Origin of the sequence: Micromonospora sp. NPDC048063 (assembly GCF_043202855.1) — a bacterium.
Lineage (GTDB): Bacteria > Actinomycetota > Actinomycetes > Mycobacteriales > Micromonosporaceae > Micromonospora.
On the sequence record NZ_JBIDBG010000002.1, the window covers coordinates 172,335 to 188,477 of the forward strand.

Here is a 16,143-nt window from a genome sequence, read left to right on the forward strand (position 1 = left end):
TCGCGGCGTTTACAATATGAGACAACTGTCCCGGGATTTGGGAGTTGCGACATGGGTGTGAGTGCGGTCTTCGACGCGGTGGCCGGCAGCTACGACGAGGCCCGCCGGCGGCTGGTGCCCTGCTTCGACGCGTTCTACGGCACGGCCGTGGAGGTGGCCGCGCCGCCGCTGCGGGCCGCGCTGGCGTCGGGGCGTACCCCCGAGGTGCTGGACCTGGGCGCGGGCACCGGGCTGCTGTCGCTGCTGCTCGCGGCGGCGGTGCCGGGGGTGCGGCTGACCCTGGTCGACGCCGCGCCGGCCATGCTCGCGGTCGCCGCCGAACACCTGCGGGCCCGGTCGGTGCCACACCGCACGGTGACGGCCGACCTGGCCGACCCGCTGCCCGCCGGTCGCTACGACGCGGTGGTCAGCGCGCTGGCCATCCACCACCTCGACGACGCCGGCAAGCGCACGCTCTACCGGCGCGCGGCGGCGGCGCTGGCGCCCGGCGGCGTGTTCGTCAACGCCGAGCAGGTGGCCGGTCCGACCCCGGAACTCGACCGGCGCTACCACGAGGTGTGGCTGGCGCAGGTCGCCGCGCTGGGCTCCGACGCCGAGGAGATCACCGCCGCCGAGGGCCGGATGGCGTACGACCGACCGGCGCCGGTCGCCGCGCAGTGCCGCTGGCTCACCGAGGCGGGACTGGCCGACGTCGACTGCTTCTTCAAGCAGTGGCGGTTTGCCGTGTTCGGCGGCCGGCGCGAATAGCGGGTCTCGACGGGATGACTGCCGGTCATACCGCTGGGTAGTCTGCCCGGCATGACTGCCAAGGTGACCCTGTCGTTCTCCGACGAGACGATCGAGGAGGCCCGGCGGTTCGCCAAGCGCGAAGGGCTCTCCCTGTCGGCGTGGATGGACCAGGCGGCCCGGGAGAAGGCGCTGCGCGAGGTCTTCACCGCGCACGCCGCCGCCGTCGGCCGGGCCGGGCTCGACCTCGAATCCGCCGCCCTCGCCGACGCCCGCGAGGTCGGCATGGTCGACGACGTGCTCTTCGGCGGGCGCCCGCGTGCTGCGTAGGGGCGAGGTCTGGCGCATCGACGGCGCCCGGGAACGGCTCGGTCTGGTGATCAGCTCCGATGTCTACAACTCCACCGACGTGCCGATCGTCATCGTGGCCGAGGTGGTCGAGGAGGCGCTGCTGCGCGACTCGCCCCTGGCGGTGCCGATGGGCGCGTACGTGGTGATGCCCGACCGGCTCTCCTCGCCGATGAAGAAGTGGTTCACGGAGTGCGTGGACGTCGCCGACACCGAGACCATGCTCCGGGTCGGCCGGGCGTTGCGCATCCTGCAACAGCTCTGACATCTCACCGGCGTGGCCCGGCCGAGGTGCGCTCCTCGTTTCCGGCCCGACCCGCGACGGGCACCGCGGGGTAATCCCCGGTTCCTAGCGTCCCTCCAGGTCACACCGACGAGGAGGAGTCGCCGTGAGCGCACTGGCCCCCACCACACCCCTGGCCGAGGCCGCCCCGGCCGCCGCCGGGCGCCGGCACCGCATCGACGACTGGCGCCCCGAGGACCCGGAGTTCTGGCGTACGACGGGGGCGCCGATCGCGCGGCGTAACCTCTGGGTCTCGATCTTCGCCGAGCACGTGGGCTTCTCGGTGTGGAGCCTCTGGTCGGTGACGGTGCTCTTCCTCGGCCCGCAGTACGGCATCGACCCGGCGGGGAAGTTCCTGCTCACCGCCGTGCCGGCCGCCCTGGGGGCGGTGCTGCGGCTGCCCTACACGCTGGCGGTGGCCCGCTTCGGCGGGCGGAACTGGACCATCGTCAGCGCGTCGCTGCTGCTCGTCCCGGCGGTGCCGATGGCCGTGCTGCTGGAGCCGGGCGTCTCCTACACCACGCTGATGGTGCTGGCCTGCCTGACCGGCGTCGGCGGCGGCAACTTCGCCTCCTCGATGGCGAACATCAACCTCTTCTACCCGCAGCGGCTCAAGGGACGGGCGCTCGGGCTCAACGCCGGCGGCGGCAACCTCGGCGTGCCGGCGGTGCAGCTCGTCGGGCTGGCGGTGCTGGCGACGGCGGGGGCCGCGTACCCCCGACTGGTGCCGGCGGTCTACCTGCCGCTGATCGTGCTGGCCGCGCTGGCTGCGGCGCGTGGGCTGGACAACATCCCCGGGGCGCGCAACGAGCCCGGCGCGCTGCGCGAGGCCGCCCGCGACCCGCACACCTGGACGATGTCGCTGCTCTACATCGGCACCTTCGGCTCCTTCATCGGCTTCGGCTTCGCCTTCGGGCAGGTGCTCCAGCTCCAGTTCGCCGACCGCTTCCCGACCCCGGTCGACGCGGCCTGGCTGACCTTCCTCGGCCCGCTGATCGGCTCGCTGGTCCGGCCCGTGGGCGGCCATCTCGCCGACCGGCTCGGCGGGGCCCGGGTGACCTTCTGGAACTTCGTGGCGATGGCGGCCGGCGCGTCGCTGGTGCTCTTCGCCGCCCGGGAGCGGTCGTTCGGGCTCTACCTGCTCGGCTTCCTGTCGCTGTTCGTGTTCTCCGGCGTCGGCAACGGCTCGACGTACAAGATGATCCCGGCGATCTTCCGGGCCCGGGCGGCCTCCGCGGTGGACGCCGGCCGGCGGGACGCGGCGGCCGCCCAGCGCTGGGCCGGGCGGATGACCGGGGCGCTGATCGGCATCGCCGGGGCGGTCGGGGCCGCCGGCGGGGTGCTGGTGAACATCGCCTTCCGGCAGTCGTTCCTCACCCTGGGCAGCGCGGACGCGGCGTACGTCGCCTTCGTCGTGGCGTACGCCGTGTGTTTCGGGGTGACCTGGTCGGTCTACCTGCGGCCGGGCCCGCGCCGGCTGGTCGGGGTGTGACCCCGGCCATGCCCTGTGGCGGGTCAGGCGGGGCGGTACCCCGTTTTGACCTGCCGACGGGGCGGCGGGTATCGTTGCCTGCTGTTGTACGACATCCAGAGGCGTGCCGCCTGAGGTACGCTTGGTCGTTCGTGCGCGCCCGGTAACCTCGGCGCGCGACCCCAGACCGACGACGAGACAAGGTATACCTGTGCGTACGTACAGCCCGAAGCCGGGTGAGATCGAGCGTCAGTGGCACGTCATCGACGCCTCTGATGTCGTGCTGGGCCGCCTGGCCACCCACGCCGCCACGCTGCTGCGCGGCAAGCACAAGCCGACTTTCGCGCCGCACGTCGACACGGGCGACTTCGTCGTCATCGTGAACGCGGGCAAGGTGGCGCTGACCGGCAACAAGCGGCAGCAGAAGATCGCCTACCGCCACTCCGGTTACCCGGGTGGTCTGAAGCAGGTCGGCTACGACGAGCTGCTGACCAAGCGTCCCGAGCGGGCCATCGAGCTCGCCGTCAAGGGGATGCTCCCGCACAACAAGCTCGGCCGTAAGCTCATCAAGAAGCTGAAGGTCTACGCCGGTGCCGAGCACCCGCACGGCGCGCAGCAGCCGGTGCCGTTCGAGATCAAGCAGATCGCGCAGTGAGCGCGGGCGAAGGAATCAGCATGACCGACATCACCGCCACCGAGGTTGCCCCCGAGGAGGCCACCGAGGCGCCGGCGCCCGTCGCCCGCGCGCCTCGTGGTGACCGGCCGATCCAGACCGTGGGTCGCCGCAAGGAGGCCATCGTCCGGGTCCGCATCGTGCCGGGCACCGGCAAGATCACCTGCAACGGTCGGGACCTCGAGGCCTACTTCCCGAGCAAGGTGCACCAGCAGCTGATCAAGGATCCGCTGGTCACCGCCGAGAAGCCGGAGGCGTTCGACGTCATCGCCAACCTGCGTGGCGGCGGCACCACCGGTCAGGCCGGCGCGCTCCGGCTGGCCATCGCCCGGGCCCTGATCGTCAGCGAGCCGGACGACCGCCCGGCGCTGAAGAAGGCCGGCTTCCTCACCCGGGACGCCCGGGTCAAGGAAAGCAAGAAGTACGGCCTCAAGAAGGCCCGTAAGGCTCCCCAGTACTCGAAGCGCTGACCTTCAGCGGCACGTTGTACTTCTGACGAACGGCCGGGTCGCCTCCCCTCGACGGGAGGCGGCCCGGCCGTTCGCCTTTCCCTGGACCGTTTCATCGGAGGTTGGCGGGTATGGGTCGGTTGTTCGGCACGGACGGCGTACGCGGGCGGGCGAATGCGGATCTCACGCCCGAGTTGGCGCTCGCGGTGGCGGTAGCCGCCGCGCACACGCTCGCCGAGTCGGACAAGAGCCATCCCCCGCTCGCCGTGGTCGGCCGGGACACCCGGGCCAGCGGCGAGATGCTGGAGGCCGCCGTCGTGGCCGGGCTCACCAGCGCCGGCGCCAACGTGGTGCGGGTGGGCGTGCTGCCGACGCCGGCCGTGGCGTTCCTCACCGCCGAGGCCAAGGCCGACCTGGGCGTCATGCTCTCCGCCTCGCACAACCCGATGCCCGACAACGGGATCAAGCTCTTCGCCGCCGGCGGGCACAAGCTGCCCGACGAGATCGAGATGCGGATCGAGTCGGCCGTCGCGGCGAACGCCACCACCGCCTGGGAGCGGCCGATCGGCGCCGGCGTCGGCCGGGTGCACGACCTGCTCGACGGCGCCGACCACTACGTGCAGCACCTGGTCGGCACCGTGCCGCACCGTCTCGACGGGATCAAGGTCGTGGTCGACTGCGCCAACGGCGCCGCCGCCGAGGTGGCGCCGGTGGCGTACCGGGAGGCCGGGGCCGAGGTCGTCGCCATCCACGCCGAGCCCGACGGCCTGAACATCAACGACGAGTGCGGCTCCAACCACATCGAGGCCCTGCGGGCCGCCGTGGTCGAGCACGGCGCGCACCTGGGCATCGCGCACGACGGCGACGCCGACCGGTGCGTCGCGGTGACCGCCGACGGCGACGAGGTCGACGGCGACCAGGTGATGGCGATCCTCGCCCTCGCCATGCGGGAGGCCGGCACGCTGACGCAGGACACGCTGGTCGCGACCGTGATGAGCAACCTGGGCCTGCGCCTGGCGATGTCCCGCGAGGGCATCCGGCTGGTCGAGACCAAGGTCGGCGACCGGTACGTGCTGGAGGAGCTGCGGGCGTCCGGGCTGGCGCTGGGCGGCGAGCAGAGCGGCCACATCGTGATGCCCGCGTACGCCACCACCGGCGACGGCGTGCTGACCGGGCTGCACCTGATGTCGCGGATGGCGGCGACCGGCAAGTCCCTGGCCGAGCTGGCCGGCGTGCTCACCCGGCTGCCGCAGGTGCTGGTCAACGTTCCCGTCGCCGACCGTACGGTCGGCGCGGCCGCGCCCGCCGTCCGGGCCGAGGTCGAGCGGGCCGAGGCGGAGCTGGGCGAGACCGGCCGGGTGCTGCTCCGCCCGTCCGGCACCGAGCCCCTGGTCCGGGTCATGGTCGAGGCCGCCACGGAGCACGTCGCCCGCGAGACGGCCGAGCGCATCGCCGGCGCGGTGCGCGTCGCCAGCCCGACCGCCTGACATCCCGCTTCGGCCCGGGCCCGCCATCGGCGGGCCCGGGCCGTCGCCTTTCCCGGACGATCGGGAACCGGCCCTGAGTCCTCCGCCAGGGGCGGCTGCCGGCGGCCGGTCTACAGGCGCAGGCCCGCGGCGCGCTGGAAGGTGGCCGCCGGGTCCTCGCCGTCCGTGAGGTCCACGTCCTCGACGATCCGCCCGTCGCCGAGGCGGACCAGCCGGTCGCACCGGGCGGCTATCGCCCGCTCGTGGGTGGCGAGCAGGATCGTCATGCCGTGCCGGTCCCGCAGGTCCAGCAGCAGGTCGAGGATCTGCCCGCCCGTGGCCGAGTCGAGGTTGCCGGTCGGCTCGTCGGCGAGCAGCAGCCCGGGGGAGCCCATCAGCGCCCGGGCGATCGCCACCCGCTGCTGCTGACCGCCGGAGAGCTGGGACGGCAGGGCCCGCTCCCGCCCGGCCAGGCCCACCGCGTCGAGCAGCTCCCGGGCCCGGGCGGCGTGGTCGGCCCGCCCCCGGCGCGGCAGCATCGGCGCGATCACGTTGTCCAGCACGGTCAGCGCGGGCAGCAGGTGGTAGCGCTGGAAGACGAAGCCCACCCGCTGCCGGTACCGGGTCAGGGCGGACCGGCCGAGCCCGGTGATCTCCAGGTCGTCCACCGTGACGGTGCCGGCGTCGACCTGTTCGATCGCGCCGATCATGTGCAGCAGCGTCGACTTGCCGGAGCCGCTGGCCCCGGTCAGCGCCACCACCGCCCCGGGCGGAATCTCCAGGGACACGTCGTCGATCGCGGTCACCTGCTGCGGGCCGGCCCCGAACCGTCGGACCAGCCCGGCGACCCGGACCGTGCTGCCCACCGTCGTCGTCTTCATCGTCACTCCTCCGCGAGCAGTCGTGCGGTCGGCAGCCGGCGCAGCAGCGCGGCCGGGACCAGGGCGGCCATCGAGGTGACCAGGACACCGGCCACCGCCACCAGCGCGGCGACCGTGACCAACGTGCCGGGCAGGGCGCCGACCAGCCAGGCGGCCCCGGCCAGCCCGAGGCCGGCGCCGGTGACCGCGCCGAGCAGTCCGAGGGCCAGCCCCTCGTACCCGATCAGGCGACCCAGCGCGCCGTCGCTCCAGCCGACCGCGCGCAGGGTGGCCAGCTCGGCGGCCCGGTCCCGGATGTTCAGGTAGAGCACGTCGGCGACCGCGGCGGCCCCGAGCAGCACGGTCGCGACGGCGGCCATGGTGTCGGCGCCGCGCACGCTCAGCGACACCGTGTCGCCGAGCAGGCTGCCGACGATGGCACCGCGGAACGCGTACCCGGCGGCGGCGACCAGGGTCAGCGCGGCCACCCCGATGGCCAGGGCGCCGGCCCCGAGCAGGGTGCGGCCGGGCGTGCGGGCCAGGTTGGCCAGGGCCAGGCCGGCCAGGGTGCGCGGCCGGCGTACCCAGTGGGCCGTCGCCACCGCCGGGCGCAGCGCGGCGGCCGGGTGGGCCCGCGCGGCCCGCAGGGCCGGCGTCAGGCCCGCGACCAGCGCCAGCAGCAGCGCCACCGGTACGGCCAACAGCGCCTGCCGCCACCCCACGTCGATGCCGAGTGCGGCCCCGAGCGGGATCGCCAGCACCAGCGCGAGCAACCCGGCGGCCAGCCCGAGGACGGCGACCTCGCCGAGGATCAGCGCGCCGAGCCGCCGGGCCGGCCAGCCCAGGCAGGCGAGCACCGCCAGTTCGGACCGGCGGTCCCGGACGGCCGCGGCGACCGCGTTGCCGAGGAAGAGCGCGCAGACCACCAGCACCAGCACGAAGAGCACGACGCTCTTGCGGTCCACCGCCTTCGTGATCACCGAGGCGACCCCGAGCGCCGACCAGTTCTCGGTCAGCCGCAGCGCCGGCCGGCCGAACGCCCCGGCGGGCAGCTCCACGGCCTGCGGGGCGGGGGACGAGCCGAGCGTGATGTCGACGTCGAGCCCGGTGACCTGGGCGATCCGCTCGGCGACCAGCCGGACCTGTTCGGCGGCGCGTTCGCTGTAACCGTCCACGTCGGCGACCCGCACCCGGATGGCGCTGATCGGGGCCTTCGCCTGTGGACTGCCACCGCCCGCCAGCAGCGTCGGCACGCTGTCCAGGCTGGTCAGCAGCAGCGGCGGGGCGGAGGAATGACCGGCGGGGTTGCCGCCCGGCTCCAGCGGACGACCGTCCAGGGCATCCCGGCTGCGGGCGTCCGCGCCCTGCGCCGACGGCGGCTCGTACGTCTCCAGCGGCACCCGCCCGAGGTCGCTGAAGCCGGTCAGCTTCTCCGGGTCGAAGACCCCCACGGCCCGCCAGCCCCGGTACAGCTCGCCCGGCGCGCCCTTCTTCAGCGGGAGCTTGCGCAGCGACCGCGCCCCCGTGTCCTCGGCGAGCCAGGGGCGCGGGAAGGGGTTGAACGTGAACTGATCGCCGTACACCTCCGGGTCGGCCGCCGGGAGCGCACCGACCCGCAGTGTGCCGTCGGGCAGCCGGTCGTACCGCGTCGGCCCCGCCTGGACCATCGCCTGGAGCTGGCCGAAGCAGCAGCCGGCCGGGGAGAGGCCCGCGTCGAGCCGGGCGCGCCACCCGGCGGCCACGTCGTGCCGGGCTTCGCCGGCGGGCAGCTCGGGGCCGCGCCGGAGGGCGCGCTCCAGCTCGTCGAGTCCGACGCCGGCCGGTCGGGCCGCGGGCAGCCGCGTGAAGCTGGCACGCAGCTCCTCGTCGACGAAGGGGGTGCTGGTCGCGAGCACCGGCACGTTGAGCATTTCCGCCGAGCCGGTCCGCTTGACGGTCGTGGTGTCGTCCGGGCCCAGCGCCCGCCCGTCGACCACCGCCCCGCCCAGGCCGACGAGACGGTCCTCAGCGGTCGGGTCCACGGCGGCGAGCAGGAGCGGCACCGTCAGGCTGACCGCGATCCGCAGCCGGTCCGAGGTGGACGAGGGGCCCGTACCGCCGTCGGGGAAGACGCCCCGGCCGGCCTCGAACCGGCCGTCGGGGAGCAGCCGCACGGCCACCAGCGACCACTCCTCGCGTTCCGAGTATGCGCCGGGGCTGCCCAGGGCGTATCGCGGGTCGCAGACGGGCCGGGTGCGGCCGTCGGGCAGCACCTCGCGCGGCGAGGGACCGCACATGTCGGCCCACGGATAGCTGCGCCCGTCGGTGTACGGCGTGGAGTCGCTGGAGTGGGACACGTCCGTGCGGGGGTAGATCAACGGGTGGGTGGTGACGTACACGTAGCGGGGCCGGCCTGGCGCGCCGGAGAGGCCGCGTTCGGCGACGAACCGGGGATCGACGCGGATGACCTGCCGGTCGAGCGACCGGTCCACCGCCCCGGTCAGGTCCAGCGGGGTCGGCACGGGGGCGGTGGAGTAGCCGAGCATGGCGATGGGGGCGGCGACGTCCACCCCGGTGACCGCCTTCACCTGCTCGTACTGGGCCATCGTGATGCCGCCGAAGAGGCCGGAGAGGTAGTTGGGCTGGACCAGCCGGCGTTCGGCCTCCAGCGGGGTGCGCGCCCCCTTCGGACGGACCAGGATGTCGTAGGCGGCGCGGGTCTCCCGCTCGACGGTGCCGGTGACGTCGAGTCGGGAGGTGGTGGTGGCGCCGGTCAGGACGACGAAGCCGGTGGTCGCCACCAGCACGCCGACCAGCAGCGCCACCGACCGTCCCGCATGGCCACGAAGCTGCTTCCAGATGATGTTGAGCATGTCGCGCCTCCCCGTGTGCTGAACACACTGTGCGCGATACATTGTGACAATGCAAGGCCCGTCGGGGCGGGCCAGTCCGGATCGGATCGGAGGAGACGGTGGCGATACAGCACGCGGTCCTGGCCCTGCTCGCTGGCGGCGCCAGCTACGGCTACGAGCTGAAGGGCGCCTTCGAGGAGGCGGTCGGCCCGCAGTGGGGGCCGCTCAACATCGGGCACCTCTACCAGATCCTCGACCGGCTCTCCCGGGACGGCCTGGTGGTGGCCGAGCGGCATCCGCAGCCGGTCAAGCCCGACCGGGTGGTCTACGAGATCACCCCGGACGGCCGGGCCGAGCTGGACCGTTGGCTCGCCGAGCCCAGCCCGCGCAGCGGCGGGTTCCGGGACGACTTCTTCCTCAAGGTGACCGCCGCGGCCCGGTCCGGCGACCCGGCCACCGTGCGGACGGTGCTCGGCAACCAACGCGGCCACCTGATGCGGGAGCTGCGCAACCTCGACGGACTGCGCCGCCGGGCCGACGATCCGGTGGTCGGCCTGCTGCTCGCGGCGGCGAGTCGACACGTCGAGGCCGACCTGGCCTTCGTCGACGACGCCGAGGGGGTGCTGCTCGCCGACGGCGGCGCGGTGGTCGCCGGGCTCCGGGCACCCCGCTCGGAGGGGACGACGGCGGAACGGGGGAGCGGCCCGGCCCGCGCCGCCGGCTGACGGTCAGGCGTACGTGCCGGTCACCGCGTGTCGGTGAGCCGGCGCAGCCGGGCGACGGCCTCGGTCAGGACCTCCGGGCGCTTGCAGAAGGCGAAGCGGACCAGCCGGCGACCGGCGTCGGCGTCGTCGTAGAAGACCTGGGTCGGGACGGCGACCACCCCGCACCGCTCGGGCAGGGACCGGCAGAACTCCACGCCGTCGCGCCCGCCCAGCGCGGTGACGTCGGCGGTGACGAAGTACGTGCCCTCCGGCGCCAGCACCTCGAACCCGGCGTCGGTCAGCCCGCCGACGAGCTGGTCCCGGCGGGCCTGCATGCCGGCCCGGAAGCCGGTGAAGTAGTCGTCCGGCAGGGCCAGCGCCACCGCGACCGCCGGCTGCAACGGCGCGGCGTTGACGAAGGTGAGGAACTGCTTCACCCGCAGCACCGCCGAGACCAGCGCCGCCGGCCCGCTCACCCAGCCGACCTTCCAGCCCGTGCAGGAGAACGTCTTGCCGGCCGAGGAGATGCGCAGCGTCCGCTCGCGCATGCCGGGCAGGGTCGCCAGCGGCACGTGGCCGGCGGCGGCATCGGTGAAGACGAGATGCTCGTACACCTCGTCGGTCACCGCGTACGCGCCGTGCTCCCGGCACAGCTCGGCGACCAGGGCCAGCTCGTCGGGGGTGAACACCTTGCCGGTCGGGTTGTGCGGCGAGTTCAACAGCACCAGCCGGGTGCGCGGGCCGAACGCGGCGCGCAGGGCCGCCGGGTCGAAGGCGTACCGGCCGTCGGCGGCGGGACGCAGCGTGACCGGGCGCCGGACCGCCCCGGCCAGCGCGATCGAGGCGGCGTACGAGTCGTAGTACGGCTCGAAGCAGATCACCTCGTCGCCCGGCTCGCAGAGCCCGAGGATCGCCGCCGCGATCGCCTCGGTGGCGCCCGCCGTCACCACGATCTCGCCGTCCGGGTCGTACTCCAGCCCCCAGAACCGGCGCTGGTGCGCGGCCACCGCCGCGCGCAACGCCGGGACGCCCGGCCCCGGCGGGTACTGGTTCTGCCCGGTGCGCAGCGCCTCGGCCGCCGCGGCGAGCATCTCCGCCGGCCCGTCGGTGTCCGGGAAGCCCTGGCCGAGGTTGACCGCGCCGGTGCGCACGGCCAGGGCGGACATCTCGGCGAAGACGGTCGTCCCGAACGCGCGCATCCGCGCCACCAGCGGGTCGACATCGGCGGTGGTCGTCACGCCCGCCAGCCTACGGACTCCCGGCCCGGGTTCAACCCGTCGTCCCCTTGTTGCAGGTGACCTGCCACCGGTCGCCGTCCTCGGCTACGGCCCGGCCGTCGACGGTGATGCGGCAGCCGATCGTGCGGTTCCGGTCGGGGCCGGTGGCCAGCACCATCACCCGCTCGGCGTCGTGTGCGCGCAACCGCATCCGCCAGGGCAGGGTGACTCCTTCGGTCTGGACGAAGTCACCGTTGGCGTCGTAGTACTCCACGTCGGCTGGCCCGCGGCCGGTCACCTCGTAGACGACGGTGACCGTGCCCGGCCCGTCGGAGGGCGTCCGTGCCGGTGCGACAGTCCGTGCCGGCACGGCTGGCGGAGTCGTCGGGGCCGGCTCCGCCGTCGGCCACCCGCCGCCTGCCGGTTGCTGGTACGGGTGGGGCAGGTGGGCGAGCGGACGTTCCGGGTTGCGCTCGTCGGCGGGGCTGACGAGGCGGTCGGCGAGGCCGAGGCAGGCGCAGATGCCGAAGACGACGACGGCGCCGGCGGCGACGCCGAGGTCCACGGCGGGAGGGCGCTTGCCCGACGCGCGCGGGCCGGAGGGGGCCGCTTCGGGTGCGGACGGGCCTGCCGGCGGGGTCGGCTCGGGCGGCGGCGTGGCGTGGGACATGGCTGTGCTCCGATAAGGCGGGCGGGGCGGCCGCGAAAGGGGTCCAGGTTGGTCGTCGGGGAAACGGGCGCGCGGCCGTCAGGGTGCCGTACGCGGCCGACGCGGGCAAGCCACTCCCCGTGCCGGTTTCGCCCCCGGCGTACGGGGGTGGCTGTTTGTCCTCCCGGATCCCGCCCGTTACCTGATCGCTCAAATTCAGTGATCGTTTACCCGGCTTTCGCGCACATGCGATGAGCGAAACTGGGTTAGGCTGCGGGACATGTGTGGAATCGTGGGTTACGCCGGCGCGCGCCCGGCGCTCGGAATCGTGCTCGACGGACTGCGGCGGCTGGAGTATCGCGGCTACGACTCGGCCGGCGTCGCCATCGTCTGCGACGGCGAGCTGCTGACCGAGAAGAAGGCCGGCAAGCTGGCCAACCTGGAGAAGGTGCTCTCCGAGCGGGCCGCCGAGGACCCGACGTCCTGCGCGGCCAGCCCCATCGGCATCGGGGACGGCACCACCGGCATCGGGCACACCCGGTGGGCCACCCACGGCGGCCCGACCGACCGCAACGCCCACCCACACCTCGCCCCCGACGGCCGCGTCGCCGTGATCCACAACGGCATCATCGAGAACTTCGCGAAGCTCCGCGCCGAGCTGGAGGCCGACGGCGTCCAGTTCGCCAGCGACACCGACACCGAGTGCGCGGCGCACCTGCTCTCCGCCGCACTGGCCGACCTGCGCGCCGCCGGCCACCCCGAGGGCCCGCAGCTGCTCGCCGCCGGCATGCGGGTGGTCTGCCAGCGCCTGGAGGGCGCGTTCACCCTGCTCGCCGTCGACGCCGCGGTGCCCGGCGCCGTCGTCGGCGCCCGCCGCAACTCGCCGCTGGTCGTCGGCCGGGGCGACGGGGAGAACTACCTGGCCAGCGACGTGGCCGCGTTCATCGAGCACACCCGGGACGCGGTGGAGCTGGGCCAGGACCAGATCGTCCTCATCACCGGCGACACCATCGAGATCACCGACTTCTCGGGCCAGCCCGCCAGCGGCAAGGACTTCCACATCGACTGGGACTCCTCGGCCGCCGAGAAGGGCGGCTACGACTGGTTCATGCTCAAGGAGATCGAGGAGCAGCCCCAGGCCATCGCCGACACCCTGCTCGGCCGGCTCACCGAGACCGGCGAGATCATGCTCGACGAGGTCCGCCTCAGCGACCAGGACCTGCGCGACGTCGACAAGATCTTCATCGTCGCCTGCGGCACCGCCTACCACTCCGGCCTGGTCGCCAAGTACGCCATCGAGCACTGGACCCGGATCCCCTGTGAGGTGGAGCTGGCCAGCGAGTTCCGCTACCGCGACCCGGTTCTCGACCGGTCCACGCTGATCGTCGTGATCTCGCAGTCCGGCGAGACGATGGACACGCTGATGGCGCTGCGGCACGCCAAGGAACAGAAGGCCCGCGTCCTGGCCATCTGCAACACCAACGGCTCCACCATCCCCCGCGAGTCCGACGCCGTCCTCTACACCCACGGCGGCCCCGAGATCGCCGTCGCCTCGACCAAGGCGTTCCTGACCCAGCTCGTCGCGTGTTACCTGATCGGCCTGCACCTGGCCCAGGTGCGGGGGATCAAGTTCGCCGACGAGGTGGCCGCCGTGGTCGAGCAGCTCCACCGGATGCCGGGCAAGCTGCGCGAGCTGCTGGACCGCATCGAGCCGGTCCGCGAGCTGGCCCGCGACCTCAAGACCGAGCCGACCGTGCTGTTCATCGGCCGGCACGTCGGCTACCCGGTGGCACTGGAGGGCGCGCTCAAGCTCAAGGAGCTGGCGTACATGCACGCCGAGGGCTTCGCCGCCGGCGAGCTGAAGCACGGCCCCATCGCCCTGATCGACAAGGGCACCCCGGTGATCTGCATCGTGCCGTCGCCCGTCGGCCGGGGCATGCTGCACGACAAGGTGGTCTCCAACATCCAGGAGGTGCGGGCGCGCGGCGCCCGGACCATCGTGATCGCGGAGGAGGGCGACGAGGCGGTCGTCCGCTACGCCGACCACCTGATCTACGTGCCGCGTACGCCGACGCTGCTCGCGCCGCTGGTCACCACCGTGCCGTTGCAGGTCCTCGCCGCCGAGATCGCCGCCGCCCGGGGGCACGACGTGGACCAGCCCCGCAACCTGGCCAAGTCGGTGACGGTCGAGTGACGCCGGCCGGCGGCGGGGCGCCCGCCGCGCCGCCGGCCGATCCCGGGATCCTGGGGACCCGCTGCGCGCCCGGGGGCCGTTCGTCGCCGAGGTCTCGCCTGGCGCCGCCACGTCAACGGCCGAGCACCACGCGGGCCATGCCGTCCAGCGCCGGGTTGTCGGCCGCCCAGTAGCCGGTGTGCCCGCGCCGGCCGCTCGGGAAGGTGCGCCCGCCGAAGCCCGGGTGGGCCGGGTCCTGGCCGAACCACAGCTCGCGTTCCGGCCAGCCGGCCAGCCGGGCGGCCCCACCGAGCGGCGACGCGGCGAGCAGGGCCTGCCGGGCCAGCTCGTCCGGCGGCCGGGCGAGCCGGATCACGTCGTCCGGCGCGGTGCTCGCCCAGACCTGCCCGGGTGGCAGGCCCAGCTCGGCGGCGTGCGCGACGCCCACCCCGGGCGAGCCGACGAAGACCAGCGCGTCGGCGGCCAGCCCGTGGTCGCGGGCGGCCGTGCCGACCACCAGCGAGCCGTAGCTGTGGCCCAGCACGGTCTGCCGGCCCGGAGGCCCGTCGTGGGTCGCCCGCAGCCCATCCTGGAACCGGTGCAGCGCCGGGCCCGCGTCCCGGGCCTGCCCCGGCCAGGCCGCCTCGTGCAGGAAGTCGGGGGCGTCGTAGTCCAGCCAGAGCACCGCGGCGGTCTCCTCCTCCGGCGCGAGGTCGGCGCAGCGGGACAGCACCCTCGCCGCCCGGCCCAGCTCGCCGGGCGCGTCGTCCAGGCCGGCGGTCATCCCCGGCACGTACGTCAGCGTCCGCGCCGCCCGGTCCGGGTTGCCCAGCGCCACGACCGCGCGGCCCTCGCCGGCGGTGTCCAGCCCCAGCAGGTACGCCCGGGGCGCCTCGCCGGCGGCCAGGCGCCCGGTCAGCGCGTCCAGCCCCGCCAGTGCCCGTTCGACCCGCAGCAGCCCGGCCAGCTCGACCGGCCCGCGCGGCACCCGCTCCAGCAGCCGGCGCCGCGCGGCGAGCAACTCCTCCCGCCGTGCTCCGAGCAGCAGGCGGTTGGCCTGGTCGCGGGCGGCCACCGGCACCCCGTCGAGGCGCCCGACGAGCGCCGCCTCGTGCGCCACCAGCCACCGCCGCTGCGCGGGGGTGAGCCCCGCCCACCACGCCCGCACCGCGGCCGGGGTGGCGCCGGGCGGGGGCCGGCCGGGTGGCGGCGGGGCGACCCACGTCGACCGGGCGGCGGCGGACAGGGCGTCCAGCCGGTCGGCCGCCTCCCGGTCGGCCGCCCCGGCCAGCGCCAGCGCCTCCCGGATCGCCGCGCCCACCCCGGCCGCGACCTGCCCCGACCGTGGGGAGGTCGGCGCGCGGGCGGGATCGGCGGCGACCCGCCCCTGCCGGTCGACCAGCAGTCCGGCGCCGTCCGCGCGCGTCACCGCGGCGGAGAGCCGGGCCTTCGCCGCCGCCAGCCGACCCGCGAACTCGGCCAGCACCTGGTCGGCCTCGATCAGGGCGGGGGAGACCGTGGTCAGCTCGGTGCGCAGCGCCACGAGCCGGGCGTCGGCGGCCCCGCCAGCGCCGCCCGACCAGTCGGCGCGCAGCGCCGCCGCCCCGGCGGACAACTCGTCGGCCCGGCGCCCGACCCGGTCGGTCACCCCCCGCCAGGCCGACCCGGCGGCCCGCCAGGCACCCGGGTCGGCCGCCCAGAGCTGCCGGTATCCCACGGCCGGCGCCCGCTCGGCGGGGTGCGCCGGCCGCCCGGACGGCCCGGCTCGGCCCGTTGCGGGTGGTGCCGGCGCGGCTCCGGCCACCGGTGGTGCCGACCCGGCTCCGCCCGCCGCCGGTCGTGCCAGCGCGCTCACCGGGGGAGGGCGGCGAGCCGGCCGGCCGCCCGGTCGTCCACCGACTCGTACGCCTCGGCCGCCGCCCGCACCGCACCGGCCGTCTCGGCCACCCGGGCGCCGAGCCCGCCGAACCAGGCGTGCACGGCCGACTCCAGCCCGGTCAGGGCCGCCCCGGCCGCCCACTCCGGGGCCGGCACCACCAGCCCGGCCACCCCGGCCAGCCCGTGCCCCAGCCGGTACGCGTCGTCGCCGAGCGCGCTCGCCACCCGGCGCAGCGCGTCGGGTCGTACGGTGATCGGCTCCTCGGTCATCCTCGCCCCCGTGCCTCGCGGAACATCGACGACCGGAACGCTAGGCGGCGTCCACACCCGCGCAGGCACCCTGTGGACGACGGCCCCGGCGGACGGACAGCCGTCGTCCACAGGCGTTGCCCGGCCCCGAGCCGGCGGCTAATGT

Annotated in this window: 15 protein-coding genes; 9 read left to right on the forward strand and 6 right to left on the reverse strand. The window is 74.8% G+C overall.

Annotated features, from left to right (window positions below):
• The first annotated feature begins 51 nt into the window (after positions 1-51).
• From ACGFZ2_RS05580 to glmM, 7 genes are all read left to right on the forward strand, one after another.
• A complete protein-coding gene (locus tag ACGFZ2_RS05580) occupies positions 52-747 on the forward strand; it encodes a class I SAM-dependent methyltransferase (protein WP_393450528.1) in 696 nt (231 codons plus the stop codon).
• 51 nt (positions 748-798) lie between these two features.
• Positions 799-1,056, forward strand: coding sequence for a DUF6364 family protein (locus ACGFZ2_RS05585; RefSeq protein ID WP_208417965.1), 258 nt, complete (start codon positions 799-801; stop codon positions 1,054-1,056).
• Positions 1,046-1,339 (forward strand): type II toxin-antitoxin system PemK/MazF family toxin, encoded by a 294-nt coding sequence (locus ACGFZ2_RS05590; RefSeq protein WP_350680954.1) that lies wholly within the window; start codon positions 1,046-1,048, stop codon positions 1,337-1,339. The genes ACGFZ2_RS05585 and ACGFZ2_RS05590 overlap by 11 nt, the downstream gene beginning before the upstream one ends.
• Positions 1,340-1,472: 133 nt before the next feature.
• Positions 1,473-2,849 carry an MFS transporter gene (locus tag ACGFZ2_RS05595; protein ID WP_393451438.1) on the forward strand — a complete coding sequence of 459 codons (1,377 nt, stop codon included), beginning with the start codon at positions 1,473-1,475 and terminating at the stop codon, positions 2,847-2,849.
• A 190-nt stretch (positions 2,850-3,039) separates the two neighbouring features.
• The gene (rplM, locus tag ACGFZ2_RS05600) at positions 3,040-3,483 is read left to right on the forward strand and encodes a 50S ribosomal protein L13 (protein ID WP_018720634.1); all 444 of its coding nucleotides are present in this window, start codon (positions 3,040-3,042) and stop codon (positions 3,481-3,483) included.
• Positions 3,484-3,503: 20 nt separating this feature from the next.
• Positions 3,504-3,971, forward strand: a complete 468-nt coding sequence (rpsI, locus tag ACGFZ2_RS05605; RefSeq protein ID WP_350680952.1) for a 30S ribosomal protein S9 — start codon at positions 3,504-3,506, stop codon at positions 3,969-3,971.
• A 110-nt stretch (positions 3,972-4,081) separates the two neighbouring features.
• Positions 4,082-5,437, forward strand: coding sequence for a phosphoglucosamine mutase (gene glmM, locus ACGFZ2_RS05610; protein ID WP_393261603.1), 1,356 nt, complete (start codon positions 4,082-4,084; stop codon positions 5,435-5,437).
• 110 nt (positions 5,438-5,547) lie between these two features.
• Here glmM and ACGFZ2_RS05615 read toward each other — a convergent pair whose 3' ends face one another.
• Together ACGFZ2_RS05615 and ACGFZ2_RS05620 are read right to left on the reverse strand one after the other, a co-directional pair.
• Entirely contained in the window at positions 5,548-6,297 is a 750-nt protein-coding gene (locus tag ACGFZ2_RS05615) for an ABC transporter ATP-binding protein (RefSeq protein WP_393261600.1), read from the reverse strand.
• Positions 6,298-6,299: 2 nt separating this feature from the next.
• On the reverse strand, positions 6,300-9,128 hold the full coding sequence (locus ACGFZ2_RS05620; RefSeq protein WP_393450531.1) for an FtsX-like permease family protein: 2,829 nt from the start codon (positions 9,126-9,128) through the stop codon (positions 6,300-6,302).
• A gap of 98 nt (positions 9,129-9,226) precedes the next feature.
• On the opposite strand from ACGFZ2_RS05620, the gene ACGFZ2_RS05625 reads away from it, so the two are divergent.
• Positions 9,227-9,832, forward strand: a complete 606-nt coding sequence (locus ACGFZ2_RS05625) for a PadR family transcriptional regulator (RefSeq protein WP_393450534.1) — start codon at positions 9,227-9,229, stop codon at positions 9,830-9,832.
• 20 nt (positions 9,833-9,852) lie between these two features.
• On the opposite strand, the gene ACGFZ2_RS05630 is transcribed toward ACGFZ2_RS05625, so the two are convergent.
• Both ACGFZ2_RS05630 and ACGFZ2_RS05635 read right to left on the reverse strand, forming a co-directional pair.
• Positions 9,853-11,049: a pyridoxal phosphate-dependent aminotransferase gene (locus ACGFZ2_RS05630; protein WP_393450537.1), complete on the reverse strand. Its 1,197-nt coding sequence runs from the start codon at positions 11,047-11,049 to the stop codon at positions 9,853-9,855.
• A gap of 31 nt (positions 11,050-11,080) precedes the next feature.
• Positions 11,081-11,698: an MmpS family transport accessory protein gene (locus ACGFZ2_RS05635; RefSeq protein WP_393450540.1), complete on the reverse strand. Its 618-nt coding sequence runs from the start codon at positions 11,696-11,698 to the stop codon at positions 11,081-11,083.
• 259 nt (positions 11,699-11,957) lie between these two features.
• Between ACGFZ2_RS05635 and glmS the strand changes: the two genes are divergently transcribed.
• Entirely contained in the window at positions 11,958-13,871 is a 1,914-nt protein-coding gene (glmS, locus tag ACGFZ2_RS05640) for a glutamine--fructose-6-phosphate transaminase (isomerizing) (RefSeq protein WP_393261585.1), read from the forward strand.
• A gap of 112 nt (positions 13,872-13,983) precedes the next feature.
• Here the strand turns inward: glmS and ACGFZ2_RS05645 are convergent, their stop codons facing one another.
• Both ACGFZ2_RS05645 and ACGFZ2_RS05650 read right to left on the reverse strand, forming a co-directional pair.
• Complete coding sequence (locus tag ACGFZ2_RS05645; protein ID WP_393450543.1) at positions 13,984-15,567, reverse strand: alpha/beta hydrolase; 1,584 nt, start codon at positions 15,565-15,567, stop codon at positions 13,984-13,986.
• A gap of 134 nt (positions 15,568-15,701) precedes the next feature.
• Positions 15,702-15,998 carry a hypothetical protein gene (locus ACGFZ2_RS05650; RefSeq protein ID WP_393450546.1) on the reverse strand — a complete coding sequence of 99 codons (297 nt, stop codon included), beginning with the start codon at positions 15,996-15,998 and terminating at the stop codon, positions 15,702-15,704.
• Positions 15,999-16,143 lie beyond the last annotated feature (145 nt).